We start from the raw sequence: 18,441 nt of genomic DNA on the forward strand, positions 1-18,441 counted from the left end.
GTATTTTGCTTAAAATTCTTCGGGACAAACAATCCCATTAATAGCTTCTCTTTATAAGGATATATTATGCCGGTATTATTTAGCCGGGGCAGCACCTGCCGGTGGGCCAAGCGTTATTTTGCCCTTATCGCGCAAGCGCTGGAAACCTTCGGTAATTATTTTTTCGCCCGGTTTAATACCATCCATAACTATTACATTACTTTGAATACGCTGGCCTATGGTTACTTTACGTTGCTCGGCAATGGTATCCTGTGCTACAAACACAAAAAACTCACCCATTTGCTCGGTTATAGCTTTGTAAGGTATCTGCACCCGGTTGCCCGAGTTATCATTTAATACCTGCAATACACAGCTCATTCCATCTTTCAATTCATCCTGTGCGTTAGGGAATTGTATCCTTACCTTTATAGTACCTGTTTGGCCGCTTACGCCGCGGTCAATAGCAAATACTTTTCCGGGTTTATTAAAAGTTGTACCATCAGAAGTTTGCAGCCTGAAGGTAGTATCGGTGCTTGCTTTTTGCAGTTTATAAAAGCGGTTTATATCTTGTTCGTTTACCACAACATCAACCCCAATTGGGTTTCCTGTTGATATGGTATTTAATAAGGTTGTACCCGGCGAAACCTGGGCACCCAGCTTAACCTGCGATATCCCTATCCTGCCTGTAAACGGCGCCCTTATAGTAGCGTATGAAAGATCGGTAGCTGCCGATTGAACACCTGCCTGTGCAACAGCAACCTGGCTTTGGCTGGTTTCAAAGCTGGCGGTAGCCTGATCAACCGTTTGGCGGGCAACCGCATCATTTTTTAACAGCATATTATAACGGTCAATATCCTTTTGTGCCTTGCTCAGGTTAGCTTTTGCACTAAGCAAGTTTGCTTTGGCCTGCTCGTAAGCCGCTACGTATTTACGGCGATCTATCTCATATAAGGGTGCGCCTTTTTTTACCACATCGCCCTCTTTAAAAAATATACCGGTTATAAACCCACTAACCTGGCTGCGCAGCTCAACAGAATTTAAGGCAACAACAGTTCCCTGGTATCTATCATAATATAAAGCGTCGGCCTTTTTAGCCTCAATGACATTTACAGGTGTTGGTGGTAGTGCTGCATCTTGCTTTTTGGCTTTATTACCGCAGGACGAAATTGTTAGTAAAGCTATAGCGGCAATACAGTAGGTATATTTATTTTTCATTATTGTAAGTTGTCGTTTTTTCAATGTTGATAAAGTTTTCATCAGTTAAAACACTGATACTAATTATATACTATTACTCGGGTTGCAGTGTACCCAAAGCCCTTTGCAGGTCTATTTTACTTGATAATAATTGGAACAGCGCATTATAATAGTTTAGTTCGGCTGTGCGCAGGTCTGCTTGCGATACAATCACATCCAGATAGGTTTTTATCCCTTCGCGATATTGCAGATCTACTACCTTATATACATCCTTGGCCAGCGCTACATTATCGTTTAGTATTACCCAGTTATTATAATTGCTTTTGTAATTGGCCAGCGCCTGTGCATATTCTGTATTAATAGCATTACGGCTGTTCTCCAGATCAAGATCGGTGCGCTGTACCTGTAAACGGGCTTTTGCTAAATTTTGCAAACGCTTCCCTCCCGTAAAAATGGGGATAGATAAAGATAAGCCTGCGAATGATGTAGGGTACGCATTATTATACATCTTAGAAAAACTGTCGTTAAAATAGGCCAAACTGTACCCTCCAATTGCCGATAATGATGGCAGGTAATTCCATTTAAAATAAGATACATTTAAATTAAGCAGGTTTTTTTGTGTTTGCAATAAACGGTACTCAATCCGGTTGGTATAATTTAATATCTGGTTGGTATCAATAACGGCTTCGCCTTGTAAGCGGGCCGAGTCATATGATAATACCAATGCCTTATCGGGGTTAAAACCCATGATCTGTTTTAATAAAGCCGTTTTGCTTTTGATAGCCTCTTGCGTTTGTTTTTGTGATGCAAGCGAATTATTCAGCGCTATGGTGGCCTGTTTGTAGTCTGTTTTATCAACTACACCGGCCTGGTAGCGGGAGTAAGCATCCTTTAAGCTCCTGCGCAACCTTACAATATCCTCCTTAATAATATCCAACTGGCGTTGTGATAACAGTACATCGTAAAATGCCTTGCTTACATCAGTTACCACATCTATTTTGCTGCTTTCGGTATTTTGTTTGTAGTACTGCCTTGAGTATTTTGAAGCACGCGACGCCTGCAATACATCATTATTATATAGAACCTGGCTGGCCTGTACCCCTAAAGTAGATACATTATGTGCTATGGCTAAATTTGGCTGTGTTCCGCCCCCTGTACCGCCCGTACCACCACCGGCCGCAATTTGCGCTGGCCTTTGAAAATAATGCTGGTACTGGCCGGTAGTACCTATTTGAGGCAACCAGGCCGATAAACTTATTTTAATATCGCGTTCGTTTATTTGCTCATCAATATTTGCCTGTTTTAATTGCGGCTGATTGCGCAAGGCAAAATCAATGCTTTGCTTTAAGGTTATTACCGATGTTGCTGTATCGGCAGGTGTTTGGGCAAATAATGCAACCGGCAAAAAAAGTAATATATTAGAAATAAATAAGTAGTGTAGTTTTTTCATAAGGACTTAAATGCGACATTAGCGAAAATTAGTCAGAAAATTTTCTGGATTTTCGTGTTACTAACAGGGAGCACGAATATCACGTTATTCTATTTCAATTGAAAACTAAACAACAAAAATTTTACCTAATTAGGAGAATTGAATGATAATTGGCACGGTTTTTCAACTTTTTCCAATAAAATGTAAAATAGTGGTAGCGAATAAATAAAAAATTTAATTAATTTGCCTGATGGAAGTAGTTTAACATACTACGCAGTGTATTAACACATTATTAAGGTAGTGTGTAAAAATTTTACATTCTCCATGCAAGTTATAAGCTTATTCATGGTATTTTTACAAAAAATTTAAGCAGTGTTTATAAATGGTTAAAAAGTTACACGAGAAGATTGCTCAGTTCCAGGATGCAAATATGATCAGGGCACAGGGCCTATATCCTTTTTTTAGGCCAATAGAATCGGGCCAGGATACTGAGGTTATCATTAATGGCAAGCGTGTTTTAATGTTTGGTTCAAATTCCTATTTAGGTTTAACAAACCATCCCAAAATAAAAGAAGCTACAAAGAAAGCAATTGACAAATACGGATCTGGTTGTGCAGGTTCAAGGTTCTTGAACGGTACACTTGATATTCACATCGAACTGGAAAACCGCCTTGCCAAATATGTTGGTAAAGAAGCCGCGGTATTATTCAGTACCGGTTTCCAGGTAAACCTGGGCGTATTATCATGCATAACCGGCCGCAACGATTATTTGATACTTGACGAATACGACCACGCCTCTATTATTGATGGTACGCGTTTATCGTTTTCAAAGGTTATTAAATATGCCCACAATGACATGGTTGACCTGGAGCGCAAGCTAAGCATGCTGCCCGAAGAAGCCGTTAAAGTTATTGTTGTTGATGGTATCTTCAGCATGGAAGGCGATATTGTTAAGTTGCCAGCAATTGTTGAGCTTGCCGATAAATATGGTGTTAATATTATGGTTGATGATGCGCACAGTTTAGGCGTAATTGGCCATAACGGTTCAGGTACCGCATCGCACTTTGGTTTAACCGATCAGGTTGACCTTATTATGAGCACCTTTAGTAAATCGCTTGCATCATTAGGTGGTTTTATCGCCAGCGATTACGATACTATTGATTATATAAAACACCGCGCACGTTCATTAATGTTCAGCGCAAGTATGACTCCGGGTTCTGTTGCCAGCGTAATTGCTGCCCTTGATATTATTGAGGCCGAACCAGAGCGTATCCAAAAACTTTGGGACAACACTAACTACGCCGTTAAATTATTATCTGATGAAGGTTTTGATATCGGCGCATCAGAAAGCCCTATCCTACCTATATATATACGCGATAATGCAAAAACTTTCCAGGTAACCAATTACCTGCAAAACGCGGGCGTATTTGTTAATCCGGTTGTATCCCCGGCTGTTCCGTCTGATTCATCATTGTTAAGGTTCTCATTAATGGCAACCCACACATTTGCACAGATAGATGAAGCTGTAGAAAAATTGATACAAGCTTTTAAAGTTGTAGGCGTAACTAATAGTAATAGTACTATTAAAGAAAATATATAATCTTATATACCGGTATCACGCCTGCATGGTACCGGTATTAACCTAACTTTCCAATGAAAAAAATTGTACCGGTACAGTCAAAAAAAGAACTTGCATCTTTTATTGACTTCCCGCATGACCTGTATAAGAACGATCCGCTTTACGTACCCGAATTATTTATAGCGCAAAAGGACTTGCTAACCACGCATCCTTTTCACAAGCACTCGTCGCTACAAACCTTTTTGGCTTACGATGGGGATAAGATAGTTGGGCGTATTGCAGCTATTTACAACACAAACCACAACAAGTTCAATAATGTTAACGATGGTTTCTTTGGTTTTTTTGATGTTATCAATGACCAGGAAACCGCCAACCTGCTTTTTGATACCGCTATAAAGTGGTTAAAGGAAAAAGGTGCCGAAAAAATTGCGGGCCCGGTAAACCCATCAACTAACGAAACCTGCGGCTTGCTTGTTAAAGGCTTTGATAAACCGCCGGTGGTAATGATGACCTATAACCCGGAATATTATGTTACCCTGCTGGAGAATGCCGGTTTCAAAAAACAAACCGACCTGTTAGCCTGGTATTGGGATGGCCAGAATTACAACGATAAATCGTTAAAAATGCTGGATATGCTGCAGGAGCGTTTAAAACGCAACAGCAACGTTGTTATCCGCAAAATAAATTTGAAGAACTTTAAGCAGGAGGCCGACGCCCTGCGCGATGTATATAACAAGGCATGGGATAAAAACCTTGGCTTTTTCCCGATGACCAACGAGGAATTTGACTATACCGCTAAAGACCTTAAAATGATACTTGATCCTGATTTTGCTTTAGTAGCAGAGCAGGATGGTAAAATTGTTGGTTTTGGTGTGGCTATACCAGATATTAACCAGATCCTTAAAACTATTAAAAAAGGCCGCTTACTGCCTACTGGTATCTTTAAATTGTTACTCAACAAAAAGAAGATAACCGGTATACGTATTATGCTACTGGGTGTTATTGATGGTTACCGCAAATTAGGTATAGAAGCATCTTTATATGGCAGTATTATTAAAGAGTACAGGCGCAAGGGCTTAAAATATGCCGAAGCATCGTGGACGCTTGAAAATAATGATATGGTTAACCGTGCTATTGAAGCTATTGGTGGCGACCAGTATAAAACATACAGGATCTACGAAAAGCCGATATAATACACCCAATATTCATCTGCCTGTAAACTTTATAGAATTATAGCTTTTTCAATCAAAATTTATATTCTTTTGCCCCACAATTAAAGTTACCCCTATCTACTTTAATTGCACTAAAATAATAGTAACAGTGATTAGTCACTACTATATATGCAAACAGTAAACTAAACAACTATCATTAACCAAATAATTGGTTTTGATAGTTGCATTATCCTTAAAACAAACAACAAGTAATGAAAATTAACATTAAACCTGCTGAAGGTAAGCTTGGTATATTGATTCCGGGTTTAGGCGCAGTAGCTACTACATTAATTGCCGGCGTTGAAGCCGTGAAGAAAGGTATATCACAACCTATAGGTTCGTTAACCCAGATGGGAAGCATCCGTTTAGGCAAACGTACCGAAGCCCGTCATCCAAAAATTAAAGATTTTGTACCATTGGCTAACTTAAACGATATCGTTTTTGGTGGTTGGGATGTGTACGAAGATAACGTTTACCAGGCTGCGGTAAATGCCAAAGTACTTGAGCGCGATCTGTTAGATTCAGTTAGAGAAGGTTTAGAATCAATCAAACCAATGAAGGCTGCATTTGATAAAAACTATGCTAAAAACCTTGATGGCACTTACATTAAAACCGGTACCCGTCATGAACTTGCACAACAAGTTATGGAAGACATTAAAAACTTCCAGAAAGATAACGGTTTAGACCGCGTAGTATTAGTATGGTGTGGTTCAACCGAGGTTTACTTCGAAGGTTCTGAAATTCACGAAACACTTGCTGCATTTGAGCAGGCTTTGTTAGATGATGATAAACGCATCGCCCCAAGTATGATCTACGCATACGCGGCTTTAAAATTAGGTGTACCTTTTGCTAACGGCGCCCCTAACTTAACCGTTGATATCCCTGCAATGATAGAATTGGCTAAATTAACCAAAACTCCTATCGCAGGTAAAGATTTTAAAACAGGCCAAACTTTAATGAAAACTGTTTTAGCACCAGGTTTAGCAGCACGTTCACTGGGTGTACACGGATGGTTCTCTACCAACATTTTGGGTAACCGCGATGGTTTGGTTCTTGATGATCCGGATAACTTTAAAACTAAAGAAGTTTCAAAACTTGGTGTATTAGAAGATATATTACGCCCTGAGGATAATCCTGAGCTTTACGGCGAGATCTTCCACAAGATCCGTATCAACTACTACCCTCCGCATGGCGATAACAAAGAAAGCTGGGATAACATCGACATTTTTGGCTGGTTAGGCTACAAAATGCAGATCAAAATCAACTTCCTTTGCCGCGACTCTATCTTAGCAGCGCCTATCGCGTTAGACTTAGCTTTATTTTGCGATATGGCTAAACGTGCTAACATGAGCGGTATACAGGAGTGGTTATCATTCTACCTTAAATCGCCGCAAACTGCGCCAGGTTTACATGCCGAGAATGATATCTTCAAACAATTGATCAAATTGGAGAACACCTTACGTTATTTAATGGGCGAAGACCTGATCACGCATCTGGGCCTAGACTATTATGACGATATGTTTGCTGGTCAGTAAACATACTATAACTCTTAAAAACTGGTTATTGCCTTAGGTGGCGGTAACCAGTTTTTTTATTTACAAATTATTTAGGTTTAAAATAACGATATTCGCGACCGAAAACTTACCCCTTCAAAGGGTATTTTTGTTTTGTATTATACTGATTTAGTATTTTTTACGTAGATAGTAACAATAGTTATATTATAATGTCTACTTAGCTGATATTAAAATTAACATAAAGATCTTACGGCTGGATCAAGAACATAGTAAGCCGGGCATTTTTAATACGTGAATGGCAACATTTGTTAGGGCACAGGCGTCATCCTTTATAGCGTCCTTATTTGACTTTTTGACCACAATAGTCTGTAAGGAATTTTTTTACCTTTGGTACGTTAAAGCAAGCTTGATCGGAACCATTGTTGGGGGCGTTGCAAACTTTGCATTAGGCAGGGTTTGGGTATTTAAAAAGCGTAAAAAAACTATCCCTCTACAAGCTGTTAAATACATGGTAGTATGGGGTGGCAATGTAGCCCTTAACACAGGTGGCGTATTTTTGATTACACATTATGTGGGGTTAGATTACAAAATTTCAAAGGTTTTAGTCTCGTTTTCAGTTGGGGTAACTTATAACTACTTCCTTCAAAAAAAGTTTGTTTTTGCATAATTGAATAAGGTTAATGAATTTTAAATACACGTATAAGTATATATTTCTTGTACTATTTTTATTAATAAGTGTTGCTGCCTGGTCGCAAACCACTGTTGTAACCGGCAAGGTTACCGATGGTAGCAATAAAAATGGCCTTTCTTATGTGTCTGTTTCTTTTGTAGGCAGTACAATTGGTGCCACTACCGATGCCAACGGCGATTATACCCTTCGCACAACCCAACCCTATACACAAATTAAAGTAAGCTACATAGGTTATAAAGATGCTACCTATAATGTATTGCCCGGTAAAGAACAGGTAATTAATATAAGGATGATCCCTTTATCAACGCAGTTGAAAGAGGTTAGTATTAAAACAACCAAAAAAGCAAAATACAATAACGATAATCCCGCAGTTGCATTGATCCGTAAGGTTATCGAGAATAAAGATAAAAATCGCCCCGAAAGCTATCCGTTTGTTGAGTATAAAGAGTACGACAAAATGCAGTTCTCGCTCAGCAATATAGCTGATAAGGTTAAAGAAAAAAGGCTATTCAGAAAATACAAGTTCATTTTTGAGAATAAAGATAGCTTAAGCTACCCGGGTAAAACCTTGTTGCCTATCTATCTGAAAGAAAGGCTATCGCAGGTTTATTACCGTAAATCTCCCGAAGCTACACGTACCGTAGTACTTGGGGAAAAATCGGTTGATTTTGGGCCGGGTTTTGATAGTGAAGGTGTTGGCCAGTACTTTAAGCATCTTTACGAAAAGGTGGATATTTACGATAACAGCATTATGCTTTTAGGCAGGCAGTTTTTAAGCCCTATAGCCAACAGCGCCCCTACCTTTTACAAATTTTTTATCACAGATACCATTACACTTAATACGGGCAAAAAGCTTGTTAAGCTAAACTTTACACCGCGTAATACAAACGATATACTTTTTGAAGGTGAAATATACATCACCCTTGATGGCAACTATGCTGTGCAAAAAGCAGGCTTGGAGATCAATAAAAACATCAACGTTAACTTTGTGCGCAGCATGCACGTTGACCAAGATTTTGAACTGAACCCTGATGGCCGTTATCACCTGAGCAGAAGCAACACCTTTGCCGATTTTGGAATAACCGCCAAGCGCAAAAGCGGGATGTTTGGTACCCGTACCTTAACACTCAAAAACTATGAGGTAAACAAACCACACCCCGATACCCTTTATAAAGCAAGACCCGAGCTTCAAGATGAGGAAGTAAAGAACCGCCCGGAAAGTTTTTGGACCGAAAACCGCTTAGATACACTTTCAACAGCCGAAGCAAAAACTTATAAAAATATTGACAGCCTGGTGCACATGCCATCGTTCAGGCGAACGGCGGACATCATCAACCTTTTGTTTGCCGGTTTTAAAAACTTTGGCAAATTTGAAATTGGCCCCGCAAGTACATTCTACAGCTTTAACCCTATTGAGGGTTTCAGGCTGCGTGTAGGCGGCCGTACCACAGCCGATTTTAGTAAACGCATTTTCTTTGAATCGTACGGGGCCTATGGTTTTAAGGATGATAAATGGAAATACCTTTTCGCCACAACCTACTCGTTAAACAACAAGAGTATTTACAGGTTTCCGCAGAATTACATCCGCGCAAGCTTTCAGCGCGATACTAAAATACCCGGCCAGGAACTGGCGTTTACCCAGGAAGATAACTTCCTGCTATCGTTTAAACGTGGCAAAAACGACAAGTACCTATACAATGATTCGTACCGGATAGATTACATAAAAGAATACGAGAACCATTTTTCTTATACCCTGGGCTTCAGAAAACTTATGCAAACGCCTGCAGGTAGTTTATATCCTTTTATTAACACAGAAGGCACCGCTACTTTCCAGACTTTAACTACCTCAGAACTTACCGCCGGGATACGTTATGCGCCAAACGAACAGTTTTACCAGGGCAAGCTTTTCCGTGCGCCTATTATTAACCAATACCCTATCCTATCATTAGATTTTACATTGGGGGTTAAAAACCTACTTGGCGGCGAATACGGTTACCGTAAATTTGATTTCCGTGGCGATAAACGTTTTTATATTGCGCCGTTCGGTTTTGCCAATGTTATAGTTGAGGCATCGAAAACTTTTGGCCAGGTGCCATACCCCTTACTAAATATACACCGGGCCAACCAAACATTTGCTTACGTTTTGGCCTCGTACAACCTAATGAACTTTTTGGAGTTTGTGAGCGATCACTCGGTAGCAGTAACCATCGATCAGCACTTTGGGGGTTTCTTTTTTAATAAGATCCCGTTGTTTAAAAAATTAAAATGGCGCGAAACCGCTTCGTTTAAAATGCTTTACGGTGGTTTAAGTGCGCAGAGCACGCCATCAATACATCCAAACCTGTATCAGTTCCCTGTTGATGAGAACGGCGTACCTATTACTTATGCCTTAGGCAAAACCCCTTATATGGAAGGAAGTGTGGGCGTCGAAAACATTTTTAAATTTATACGGGTTGATATGGTGAAGAGGTTTACGTATCTGGACCATCCGGGCATTGCCGATTGGGGAATACGTGTGAAGATTAAGTTTGATTTTTAATATTAATTTTATTTATTTTTATAGCTAATGGAACCACAAACATCAGTACGCACAAGTTTGCAACTGGGGATATATAAAATTATCGATCCTTTTGTTAAGCTCCTGATAAAAGTAGGGTTAACACCTAACGCAGTAACATCTATAGGTTTTATTTTAAATGTTGGTGTTGCAGCCATATTTATTATAGGGGCCGAGGATGGCAACCGTGGCGATTTCACCTATGTAGGCTGGGCAGGCGGCTTAATATTGTTTGCAGGATTGTTTGATATGCTCGACGGGCAGGTAGCCCGCCTGGGTAATATGAAATCTGTTTTTGGCGCATTGTATGATTCAGTACTTGACCGTTACAGCGAGCTCATCATGTTCCTGGGGATATGCTATTACCTTGTAGCTCATCACTATTTTTTAAGCTCGATATTCGCGTTTATAGCGCTTATTGGCTCCATGATGGTAAGTTATGTTCGTGCACGTGCCGAAGGCCTTGGGGTTGACTCTAAAGGCGGCTTGATGCAACGCCCCGAACGCGTTATTACCATCGGGGTTTGCGCTATTGCATGTGGTGTGGCATCGTCATACCTTGGCGGCGATTATAAAATGTATATCCCGGGTATTAAATGGCATGTGTTCGAAACCATGTCTATCTTTACCTTTCCCATTACAATACTTGCTGTATTAACAAATTTAACAGCTTTTAAAAGGCTGGTGAATGCCAAAAAAGCATTGTCTGAAAAAGAAGAATGATCAAAGCCCCGTTAATGTTACTAATAACTGTTGTTGCCGTATTGAGCTTCAATAACGCAACTACGGTTATAAAACCTTATCGGGTATTACAAACAGATACAATTAAAGTACGTACGGATCAGAATGGCAAGGTTTATCCTGCGCCACCTCCAAACGCAAAACGCCTGTTTTATTTACAGCGATCGCCCAATACTAACGCGTTATCTTACGACGTTAATATTGATCCAAAGACAGGCAAGCCCAACCAGGACTCACCTGTTAGGGTTTATTGGTTAAGATATGCGGAAGGAAACGGAGAGCCTGCGGAATTAAGCTACATACAACGTAAATTTGCATACGGGGTAACATCAGATCCATTGGGTAATGATAAGTATGATATCAGAATTATGTCATACAAAAAAATTCCGCTTACTTTAATGGCGTCAGCGGACGGAAAATATCATATCTTCGCAACAGTGTCCAAAAAACAGATTTTGCTTCAAAATATTTTTATTCAAATTGAAGGAGGTTCGATGTGGTCACCAAATATTATTTTTGTAGAAATGAAGGGTACAGACCCTGTTACAGGAAAAGAGGTTGTAGAACGTTTTAAACCTTAAGTGTTATGGCTAAGAATTTTGTTTCAAATTCACAGGAATCTGTGAGAATGTTTAAAAGTAGTTTTTTAGAAAGCTTATCAAAAGTGCACTACTTTGTGCCTATTATAATTTTTGTACCGGTAATTTTGGTTACAAGTTACTTTGCTTACGATAAGCAAATTGGTGTATTAAACTACATCTGGCTGTTTTTAGGCGGCCTGTTTGTATGGACGCTTACCGAATATATTATGCACCGTTTTGTATTCCACTTTGTACCAAAGCAAAAGTGGGCATTACGCCTGCACTTTATTTTCCACGGTGTACATCACGATTATCCAAGCGATGCAAAACGCCTGGTGATGCCGCCATCGGCAAGTATCCCGCTGGCTACCGGCTTTTACTTTTTGTTTGATGCATTGCTGCCTGCAAACTATATTTTTGGTTTCTTCCCCGGCTTTATTTTAGGCTACCTGGTTTATGATATATCGCATTATGCCATACACCACTTTAACTTTAAAGGCGCATTCTGGAAAACCATTAAACAACACCACATGCTACACCACTACCAGGACCCTACCAAAGGTTACGGTGTAAGCTCCCCGCTATGGGACAAGATATTTAATTCAGATTTCATTAAAAAGCAGAATGGCTAATGCTATTGGCGATGATATACATATCAATACAAAAAGTGTAAGTATTGTTACCGGTATATCCATCGCGTACCTCCTTCTATCGTATATTCTGGTTGGCTTTAAAACCGACCAGTTAATTTTACTGGGCATATTTAACGTATTGTTTTATGCATCAGCTATAACCCGCAAGTTTATATTAGGCTTTTCCATCTTTATTGTCTACTGGATCATTTTTGATTACATGAAGGCATTCCCTAATTATAATTACAATGATGTAGCCGTTGGCGGCCTTTATAACGCCGAAAAAAGCTTGTTCGGCATACAGTTTCATGACAATATCCTTACCCCTAACGAATACCTGCGCCTTAAAAGCACCAACCTTGTAGATGTAATGGCGGGCCTCTTCTATCTTTGCTGGATACCCGTACCCCTTGCCTTTGCCGCTTTCTTATTCTTTAAAAATAAACGCCAGTTCCTGTACTTCTCCTTAACCTTTGTACTGGTGAACATGCTGGGTTTTATTGTTTATTATGCATATCCGGCTGCACCGCCCTGGTATATCCAGTTCCACGGTTTTAATTTTCATCCGCTAACACAGGGTAATACCGCCGGTTTGGCACGTTTCGATAAATATTTCAATATCAATTTATTCAAATCTATCTATTCAAAAGGCTCTAATGTATTTGCGGCCATGCCATCGCTGCACTCATCTTACCCGGTTATTGTGTTGTATTACGGTATAAAGAACCGCTTAGGGCTTATTAACTGGTTTTTTGGGGTGGTAATGCTGGGCATTTGGTTTACTGCGGTATACGCAAGCCACCATTACGTGCTTGATGTTTTAGCCGGTATTGTTTGTGCCGGCCTGGGTATTATTCTCTTCAACTGGGCGCAATCTGCATCTGTTTACTTTAACAGGTTCCTTAATCGTTACGAAAGCGTAATACAATAATTGTAGCAAATTGTTTACTATGTACATTATATTGTACTACTTTTTTTTAACTGTTAACAAAATCAGCAGTGTTAATATCTATTTATTTACGCTGTAAGTAGCTATAAATCAAAGTTATTATACTATTAGGGTTCTTTATTGTAACTTGCATACCCCCGCGATAAAGTATTAGCAATAACGGGCATAAAATTTGAATACAGTGTAGCATACTTATTTGAAATCTGTAAACAGATGAAAAAACTTTTTATACTTATTACATTTTTATTAGCCTTTACCACATTTATCGCGCATGCGCATGTCGATGAGAACAGTAGCATTGACAGCCTTAAGCAAAAACTTCAGCTTACTACTAACGATACTTTAAAGGGTGCCATCTACACTCAAATTGCTGCCGAATACCTAAAATTTGATAGACAACCCAACCGTAATTTAAAAGCTTACTACCAAACAGAAGCTATACATTATAGCTTGCTGGCCCTGCATAATTATAGCTATTATGAAGACACTACCGGTATGCGAGGTAGTTTTGACGATCTTGCACGGGTTTATGTAGCACAGCGTAAATTCAGCGAGGCCAAGTGGTTTACGCTGCAATCAAATAAAATATCCCGCCAGGTAAAAGATATCCCTAACATCATTAGCTCATTGGTGAAACTTTCGGCCATTAAAATGGAGTTAAAAGAGTACAAAATGGCCATGCGCGATCTGAACGAAGCTTTAAAATGGTCGACCGCTAATAAGCTGCCTGCTTTAGAAGCTGTTGTACAACAGAACTACGCCTACCTGTATAACCGGCTAAAGGACTATGATAAAGGTGATGCAGCCGAAAAACGCGCGACCGAAATAGCGCAGCAAATGCAACGCGACGAAACAAAACCTGTTATCATCACCTTTGATAACACAACCGTAAAAGATAAAAAGCCTGTTGTAAGTAAAAAGAAAAAGGCGTTAGTTGCAACAAAAAAACCGGCAAAGGTCATTCCTGTTAAAAAACTGGCTTCGTTATAATAACTCATAGTATCCTCATTAAAAATTTCAGATGGTTTATACCTATTTAAACCCTAACACGTTAGTAGTGTCTTAATACTAACATGAAAAAATACTTTTTAGGTGCTTTACTTGCTATATCGGTTTTTGCTTTCAGTTCGTTTGTTTTGGCAAATCGCGCCGATGATTACGCCTCTTTTAAACAGGATTTTTTAGACCTGATAAACGAAACCCGTGCAAAAGGGTGCAAATGCGGCAATACTTATATGCCCCCTGCCCCGCCCCTAACCTGGAACAATGACCTGGAAGAGGCTGCTAAAGGCCATGCCAGGGATATGGCTAAGCGAAAATACTTTAGCCATGAAAGTAAGGACGGCCGTACCATGAACACCCGCATTATTACCGCAGGCTATATTTATAAAGGATGGAAAAGTTTTATGATTGGCGAGAACATTGCCTTTGGACAAACCAGCATCCCCGAAGTAATGGCCGGATGGTTTAAAAGCGAAGGTCATTGCCGTAACCTGATGAACCCGGGCTTTAAAGAAGTGGGCGTTGCCGAGCATGACAAATACTGGGTCCAGGATTTTGGCGGCCGCGAAGCTTTCAGCGCAGAACAGCAGAAACTAATTAAAAGCGGCAAATACCGTTTGATACAAAGAGGGCCCGAACATTAACTATTCAGGCTTTTCGGTTTTCTCTACCTTAGGGCCGCGCAGGTGCAATACCAACCCATTTAAAAAATTGCGTAGCAACTGATCTTTACAAGGCTGAAAGTTGGGGTGGTCTTCATTACGGAAAATAGCGCTTAATTCAGTTTTTGTAGTGCGGAAATTAGCCAGTTTCAGTATCTCGATGATCTGGTCGTCACGCAGCTGCAAAGCCACGCGAAGCTTTTTCATGATATCGTTATTGCTCATAATGCAAATATAAATATAGTTTTTGAGTTAGGGTGCAAATCAAATTTCCCACTTCACCGCCGCTCCGGATGGAACGCATCTGAACATCGTTCATTATTTTAAAAACCAACAATTCCGTCGGGACGGCCGTTTTTTCACAAAAGTCACCCGTTGAAAGAATAGTATATAATAAGGGCGTTTTCAAGTCGTTTCAAGGGCGTTTTAGGACGTTTATTTGACGCCAAAAAATCTAATTTAATCCCTTTATTTATCCACCCAGCCCATTAAATGCATCACGCGTTTAAACTCGTCGTGCAATGGCGCCTGTATGCTTATTTCCTGGTTGGTAACAGGGTGGATGAATGTTAATTGTGATGCATGCAGCAGCATGGTTTCCATTTCCCAGGTTTCTTTAAAAAACTTATTCTGCTTGTTGCAGCCGTGTGTGCGGTCGCCAATAATAGGATGAAATATGTGTGCGAAATGCTTACGGAGCTGGTGCATCCGCCCTGTCTCTGGCGCAGCCTCCACCAACGAATATCTTGAGGTGGGATGCAACCCAAATGGTACGTCTAACTCAGCCCTTTGCAAGGTAATATATCGCGTTAGCGCATCCTGCAAAGTACCGTTCTCCTTGCGAAGCGGATAATCTATTTCTTCAGAATCCGGTGTATAACCGCGCAATACAGCCAGATATTTCTTCTTTACCCGGTTTTCCATAAAGGCCTGCTGCATGGCAATTTCGGTGGGCTTATCAAAGGCGAAGAGCAATACGCCGCTTGTCTTCCTATCAATACGGTGCGCTGGATTAACCTTTTTGCCTACCTGATCACGCAGTAACTGCAGCGCAAACTCCTCCGCATCGGCAGCAATTGATGAACGGTGCACCAGCAAACCGTGTGGTTTGTTAATGGCTATTAAATTTTCGTCTTGGTAAAGGATATCCAGCATCTGATCAGCTTATGGCAAACTGAAACTGCCCGGTAATTTGATTAAGCACATTACTTTCGCCCGGTGCAACAGGTAGCGGGTCTATCACATAAACCTGGCTTTCCTCGTATCGTGAAGCAACGGTAACATGCGTTTCCCCAGCGTGTTCTGCAAACATTTTCAGCGCCAGATCTGGGCAATTATTATCTTTTGATAAATGCGCCAGCAAAACGTGGCTCATGTAACTTGGTTTATGTTCAATAAACATATCCAAGGCCTGCTTATTTGATAAGTGGCCCTTACCGCCGCGGATACGCTTCTTCAGGAAGAACGGGTACCTGCCCTGCTCCATCATATCCTCGTCGTAATTAGCTTCCAGGAAAGCGGCATGGCATTGCGCAAAGTGGCGGATCAAATGTTCGCAGGGCGCGCCAATATCTGTAAATACACCTATACGGGTATCGCCATTGCTTATCATAAAGCTATGCGGTTCAACAGCGTCGTGGTGTTTAGGAAAGGGCATTACTTCCAGGTTGCCTATCTTAACCGACTCATATGACCTTAAGCTGATGCACAGTTCTTTTGGCACATCGCCGCAATGGTGAACCGTACCATCGGTAACATAAACCGGCAGGCGGTATTTTTTAGCCAGTACGGCTAATCCTCTAATGTGGTCGGAATGTTCGTGAGATATAAAAATGGCCTTTACCTTTTGCATAGAAAGCCCAAGGCGGGCCATTCGTTTTTCGGTTTCACGGCAGGATATGCCAGCATCAACCAATACTGCTTCCCGCTCGTTACCAACGTAATAGCAATTGCCATTACTCCCCGAATTTAATGACGCTATAAACACCGGCATACCCTACAAAGTAAAACATTTTAGACAGATACTAAAAGTTTTAGCGCACATAATTTTCAACATAAGAAATTGTCATGGTGAGCTTGTCGAACCATTAACAACCGTACAAGTCTTCGGCAGGCTCAGACTGACATACTTCTTAATCACCTAATGTGCAAACAATATTTACTTACATAACATTAACATAAAGGCTTAGGATATTAACTATTATTGTATTGAAAAACTTTTGTATCCATGCTATCTGAACCCACTTACCTCCCGGCCCGTATGGTTGCGCCCGAAATTGAGGCCCACTTTAAAAAGCATCAGTTAGCTGCGCAAAATATTCCCGATAGTAATGTTGCTACCGCACCTGATAGCCACATTATTGAGGCAGTTATTGATATCGCATTTTGGTCGAGCATGCGACGCGAGGAAGGACGTTCTCCAAATATTTCTTTAGCGTTATTACAGCCTTCACAATCGGATAAGCCACTTATTTTTGGAGAGAAACTACGGTTAACTACACAAAACTTGATCAAACTGGCGCCTGCTGTTGAACAGCCGGGCATACACTTGGGTGTTTGGCCAGAGGGTGACGACCTGTTTATTTGGGGAACTACTCACAGTGTACCCGCCATTTGTTTTGTATTAGAAGTGGTAGAACCGGGCCTGCTGGTTATAAAACACCGACGGGTTGATGGTTTTGGTAAGTTTGTGAATGTTGCCGTTTTACAGGGCGACCAGATAAAAGTATTGGACGAAGCTACTATGGGTATAGCCGATTGCCCGCAATTATTAAAGTCACTTGCCAGCATGCCCCTGCCCTCTTATATGGGCGAGTCTTTTAATGTGCTGGTGCAACTGGCAGCATCTATGCGTTTGCACAAACGCGGAGGCTTGGTATTAATGGTACCTGCCGGGACAAACAAGTGGAAGGAATCTATTGTCCAGCCTGTTAAATACCCTGTAATACCTGCCTATGGCTCTATAGATGAGTTGATGAAACTTACAGATCAGGAACGTAAAAAACTGGAGTGGAAGGAGTCACTTTTAGAGGCCATTGATCTGATTGGCGGCTTTACCGCGGTAGACGGTGCTACCATTATAACCGATAAATACGATCTGCTTGCTTTTGGTGCTAAGGCCGCGCGCTCAGCGCACAGCGTCCCGGTTGGCCAGATCATCATGACCGAACCTGTTGCAGGTGGTAAAGCAGTGAGGATGCATCCTGCCCAAAGTGGTGGGAGCCGCCATTTGGCAGCCGCCCAGTTTGTGAGCGACCAGCATGATTCAGTTGCTTTAGTGGCTTCGCAGGATGGCCAGTTTACGGTATTTGCGTGGTCGGTAGAGTTAAACATGGTACACGCCCACCGGATAGATGTATTGTTACTTTAAACAATAATGAACAGGGAGCTGCGCTCTTTTTGCTGAACGTTGCTGCTTCGATGGCCTTTGCCGGTGGTATCTTCCATCAGCAAGATCTCGCCGGGGTTAAATACCCTTTTTTCGCCGGTTGATGTTTCTATCTCTACGCCGCCATCAAGTAAAACAACATACTGCCTTTGCGGCGCATTATGCAGATCGTTATACCCTGGGGACACTTTTCTGAATAACAATTCCTTAACTTCTACCTTTTCCGACAGATGCCCTATTGGCCCGCCATCCGTTAGAGGATAAAAGACTTCATCGAACCGGCTTTCGCCATCCTGATCTGCATAAACCCGGGTTACTTTAAATGTTTCCAT

At 41.0% G+C, this 18,441-nt stretch carries 18 protein-coding genes; 12 read left to right on the plus strand and 6 right to left on the minus strand.

The genetic code is table 11. From position 1 onward, the window contains the following. Window positions 1-75 precede the first annotated feature (75 nt). Together NPE20_RS05805 and NPE20_RS05810 are read right to left on the minus strand one after the other, a co-directional pair. Window positions 76-1,194: an efflux RND transporter periplasmic adaptor subunit gene (locus NPE20_RS05805; RefSeq protein WP_256537665.1), complete on the minus strand. Its 1,119-nt coding sequence runs from the start codon at window positions 1,192-1,194 to the stop codon at window positions 76-78. Window positions 1,195-1,267: 73 nt separating this feature from the next. Then, entirely contained in the window at window positions 1,268-2,623 is a 1,356-nt protein-coding gene (locus NPE20_RS05810) for a TolC family protein (RefSeq protein WP_256537666.1), read from the minus strand. A gap of 361 nt (window positions 2,624-2,984) precedes the next feature. Between NPE20_RS05810 and spt the strand changes: the two genes are divergently transcribed. From spt to NPE20_RS05865, 11 genes are all read left to right on the plus strand, one after another. Continuing rightward, the gene (gene spt, locus NPE20_RS05815; protein WP_256537667.1) at window positions 2,985-4,202 is read left to right on the plus strand and encodes a serine palmitoyltransferase; all 1,218 of its coding nucleotides are present in this window, start codon (window positions 2,985-2,987) and stop codon (window positions 4,200-4,202) included. Between the two features lie 53 nt (window positions 4,203-4,255). Beyond that, on the plus strand, window positions 4,256-5,374 hold the full coding sequence (locus NPE20_RS05820) for a GNAT family N-acetyltransferase (RefSeq protein ID WP_256537668.1): 1,119 nt from the start codon (window positions 4,256-4,258) through the stop codon (window positions 5,372-5,374). 230 nt (window positions 5,375-5,604) lie between these two features. Further along, window positions 5,605-6,927 (plus strand): inositol-3-phosphate synthase, encoded by a 1,323-nt coding sequence (locus NPE20_RS05825; RefSeq protein WP_256537669.1) that lies wholly within the window; start codon window positions 5,605-5,607, stop codon window positions 6,925-6,927. A gap of 274 nt (window positions 6,928-7,201) precedes the next feature. Next, the gene (locus NPE20_RS05830; RefSeq protein ID WP_256537670.1) at window positions 7,202-7,573 is read left to right on the plus strand and encodes a GtrA family protein; all 372 of its coding nucleotides are present in this window, start codon (window positions 7,202-7,204) and stop codon (window positions 7,571-7,573) included. Between the two features lie 13 nt (window positions 7,574-7,586). Beyond that, complete coding sequence (locus NPE20_RS05835) at window positions 7,587-10,136, plus strand: DUF5686 and carboxypeptidase-like regulatory domain-containing protein (RefSeq protein WP_256537671.1); 2,550 nt, start codon at window positions 7,587-7,589, stop codon at window positions 10,134-10,136. A gap of 27 nt (window positions 10,137-10,163) precedes the next feature. Beyond that, window positions 10,164-10,877, plus strand: a complete 714-nt coding sequence (locus NPE20_RS05840) for a CDP-alcohol phosphatidyltransferase family protein (RefSeq protein WP_256537672.1) — start codon at window positions 10,164-10,166, stop codon at window positions 10,875-10,877. A 14-nt stretch (window positions 10,878-10,891) separates the two neighbouring features. Then, window positions 10,892-11,476, plus strand: a complete 585-nt coding sequence (locus NPE20_RS05845; RefSeq protein ID WP_256537673.1) for a DUF4833 domain-containing protein — start codon at window positions 10,892-10,894, stop codon at window positions 11,474-11,476. Window positions 11,477-11,481: 5 nt separating this feature from the next. Further along, the gene (locus NPE20_RS05850; protein WP_256537674.1) at window positions 11,482-12,108 is read left to right on the plus strand and encodes a sterol desaturase family protein; all 627 of its coding nucleotides are present in this window, start codon (window positions 11,482-11,484) and stop codon (window positions 12,106-12,108) included. Continuing rightward, window positions 12,101-13,039, plus strand: coding sequence for a phosphatase PAP2 family protein (locus tag NPE20_RS05855; protein ID WP_256537675.1), 939 nt, complete (start codon window positions 12,101-12,103; stop codon window positions 13,037-13,039). Before NPE20_RS05850 ends, NPE20_RS05855 begins: the two co-directional genes overlap by 8 nt. Before the next feature lie 231 nt (window positions 13,040-13,270). Next, entirely contained in the window at window positions 13,271-14,047 is a 777-nt protein-coding gene (locus NPE20_RS05860) for a hypothetical protein (RefSeq protein WP_256537676.1), read from the plus strand. Window positions 14,048-14,130: 83 nt separating this feature from the next. Continuing rightward, complete coding sequence (locus tag NPE20_RS05865; RefSeq protein WP_256537677.1) at window positions 14,131-14,703, plus strand: CAP domain-containing protein; 573 nt, start codon at window positions 14,131-14,133, stop codon at window positions 14,701-14,703. Here the strand turns inward: NPE20_RS05865 and NPE20_RS05870 are convergent, their stop codons facing one another. The 3 genes from NPE20_RS05870 to NPE20_RS05880 form a co-directional block, all read right to left on the minus strand. Beyond that, window positions 14,704-14,946 (minus strand): DUF1456 family protein, encoded by a 243-nt coding sequence (locus tag NPE20_RS05870; protein WP_256537678.1) that lies wholly within the window; start codon window positions 14,944-14,946, stop codon window positions 14,704-14,706. A 243-nt stretch (window positions 14,947-15,189) separates the two neighbouring features. Beyond that, complete coding sequence (locus tag NPE20_RS05875) at window positions 15,190-15,876, minus strand: pseudouridine synthase (RefSeq protein WP_256537679.1); 687 nt, start codon at window positions 15,874-15,876, stop codon at window positions 15,190-15,192. Between the two features lie 4 nt (window positions 15,877-15,880). Beyond that, a complete protein-coding gene (locus tag NPE20_RS05880) occupies window positions 15,881-16,714 on the minus strand; it encodes an MBL fold metallo-hydrolase (protein ID WP_256537680.1) in 834 nt (277 codons plus the stop codon). 234 nt (window positions 16,715-16,948) lie between these two features. Here NPE20_RS05880 and NPE20_RS05885 point away from each other — a divergent pair, with 234 nt between their 5' ends. Then, a complete protein-coding gene (locus tag NPE20_RS05885) occupies window positions 16,949-18,091 on the plus strand; it encodes a putative sensor domain DACNV-containing protein (RefSeq protein ID WP_256537681.1) in 1,143 nt (380 codons plus the stop codon). On the opposite strand, the gene NPE20_RS05890 is transcribed toward NPE20_RS05885, so the two are convergent. Next, a complete protein-coding gene (locus NPE20_RS05890; protein ID WP_256537682.1) occupies window positions 18,088-18,441 on the minus strand; it encodes a cupin domain-containing protein in 354 nt (117 codons plus the stop codon). The two genes, NPE20_RS05885 and NPE20_RS05890, sit on opposite strands and share 4 nt — an antisense overlap.

It is taken from the genome of Mucilaginibacter aquariorum (assembly GCF_024498135.1).
Taxonomy (GTDB): domain Bacteria; phylum Bacteroidota; class Bacteroidia; order Sphingobacteriales; family Sphingobacteriaceae; genus Mucilaginibacter; species Mucilaginibacter aquariorum.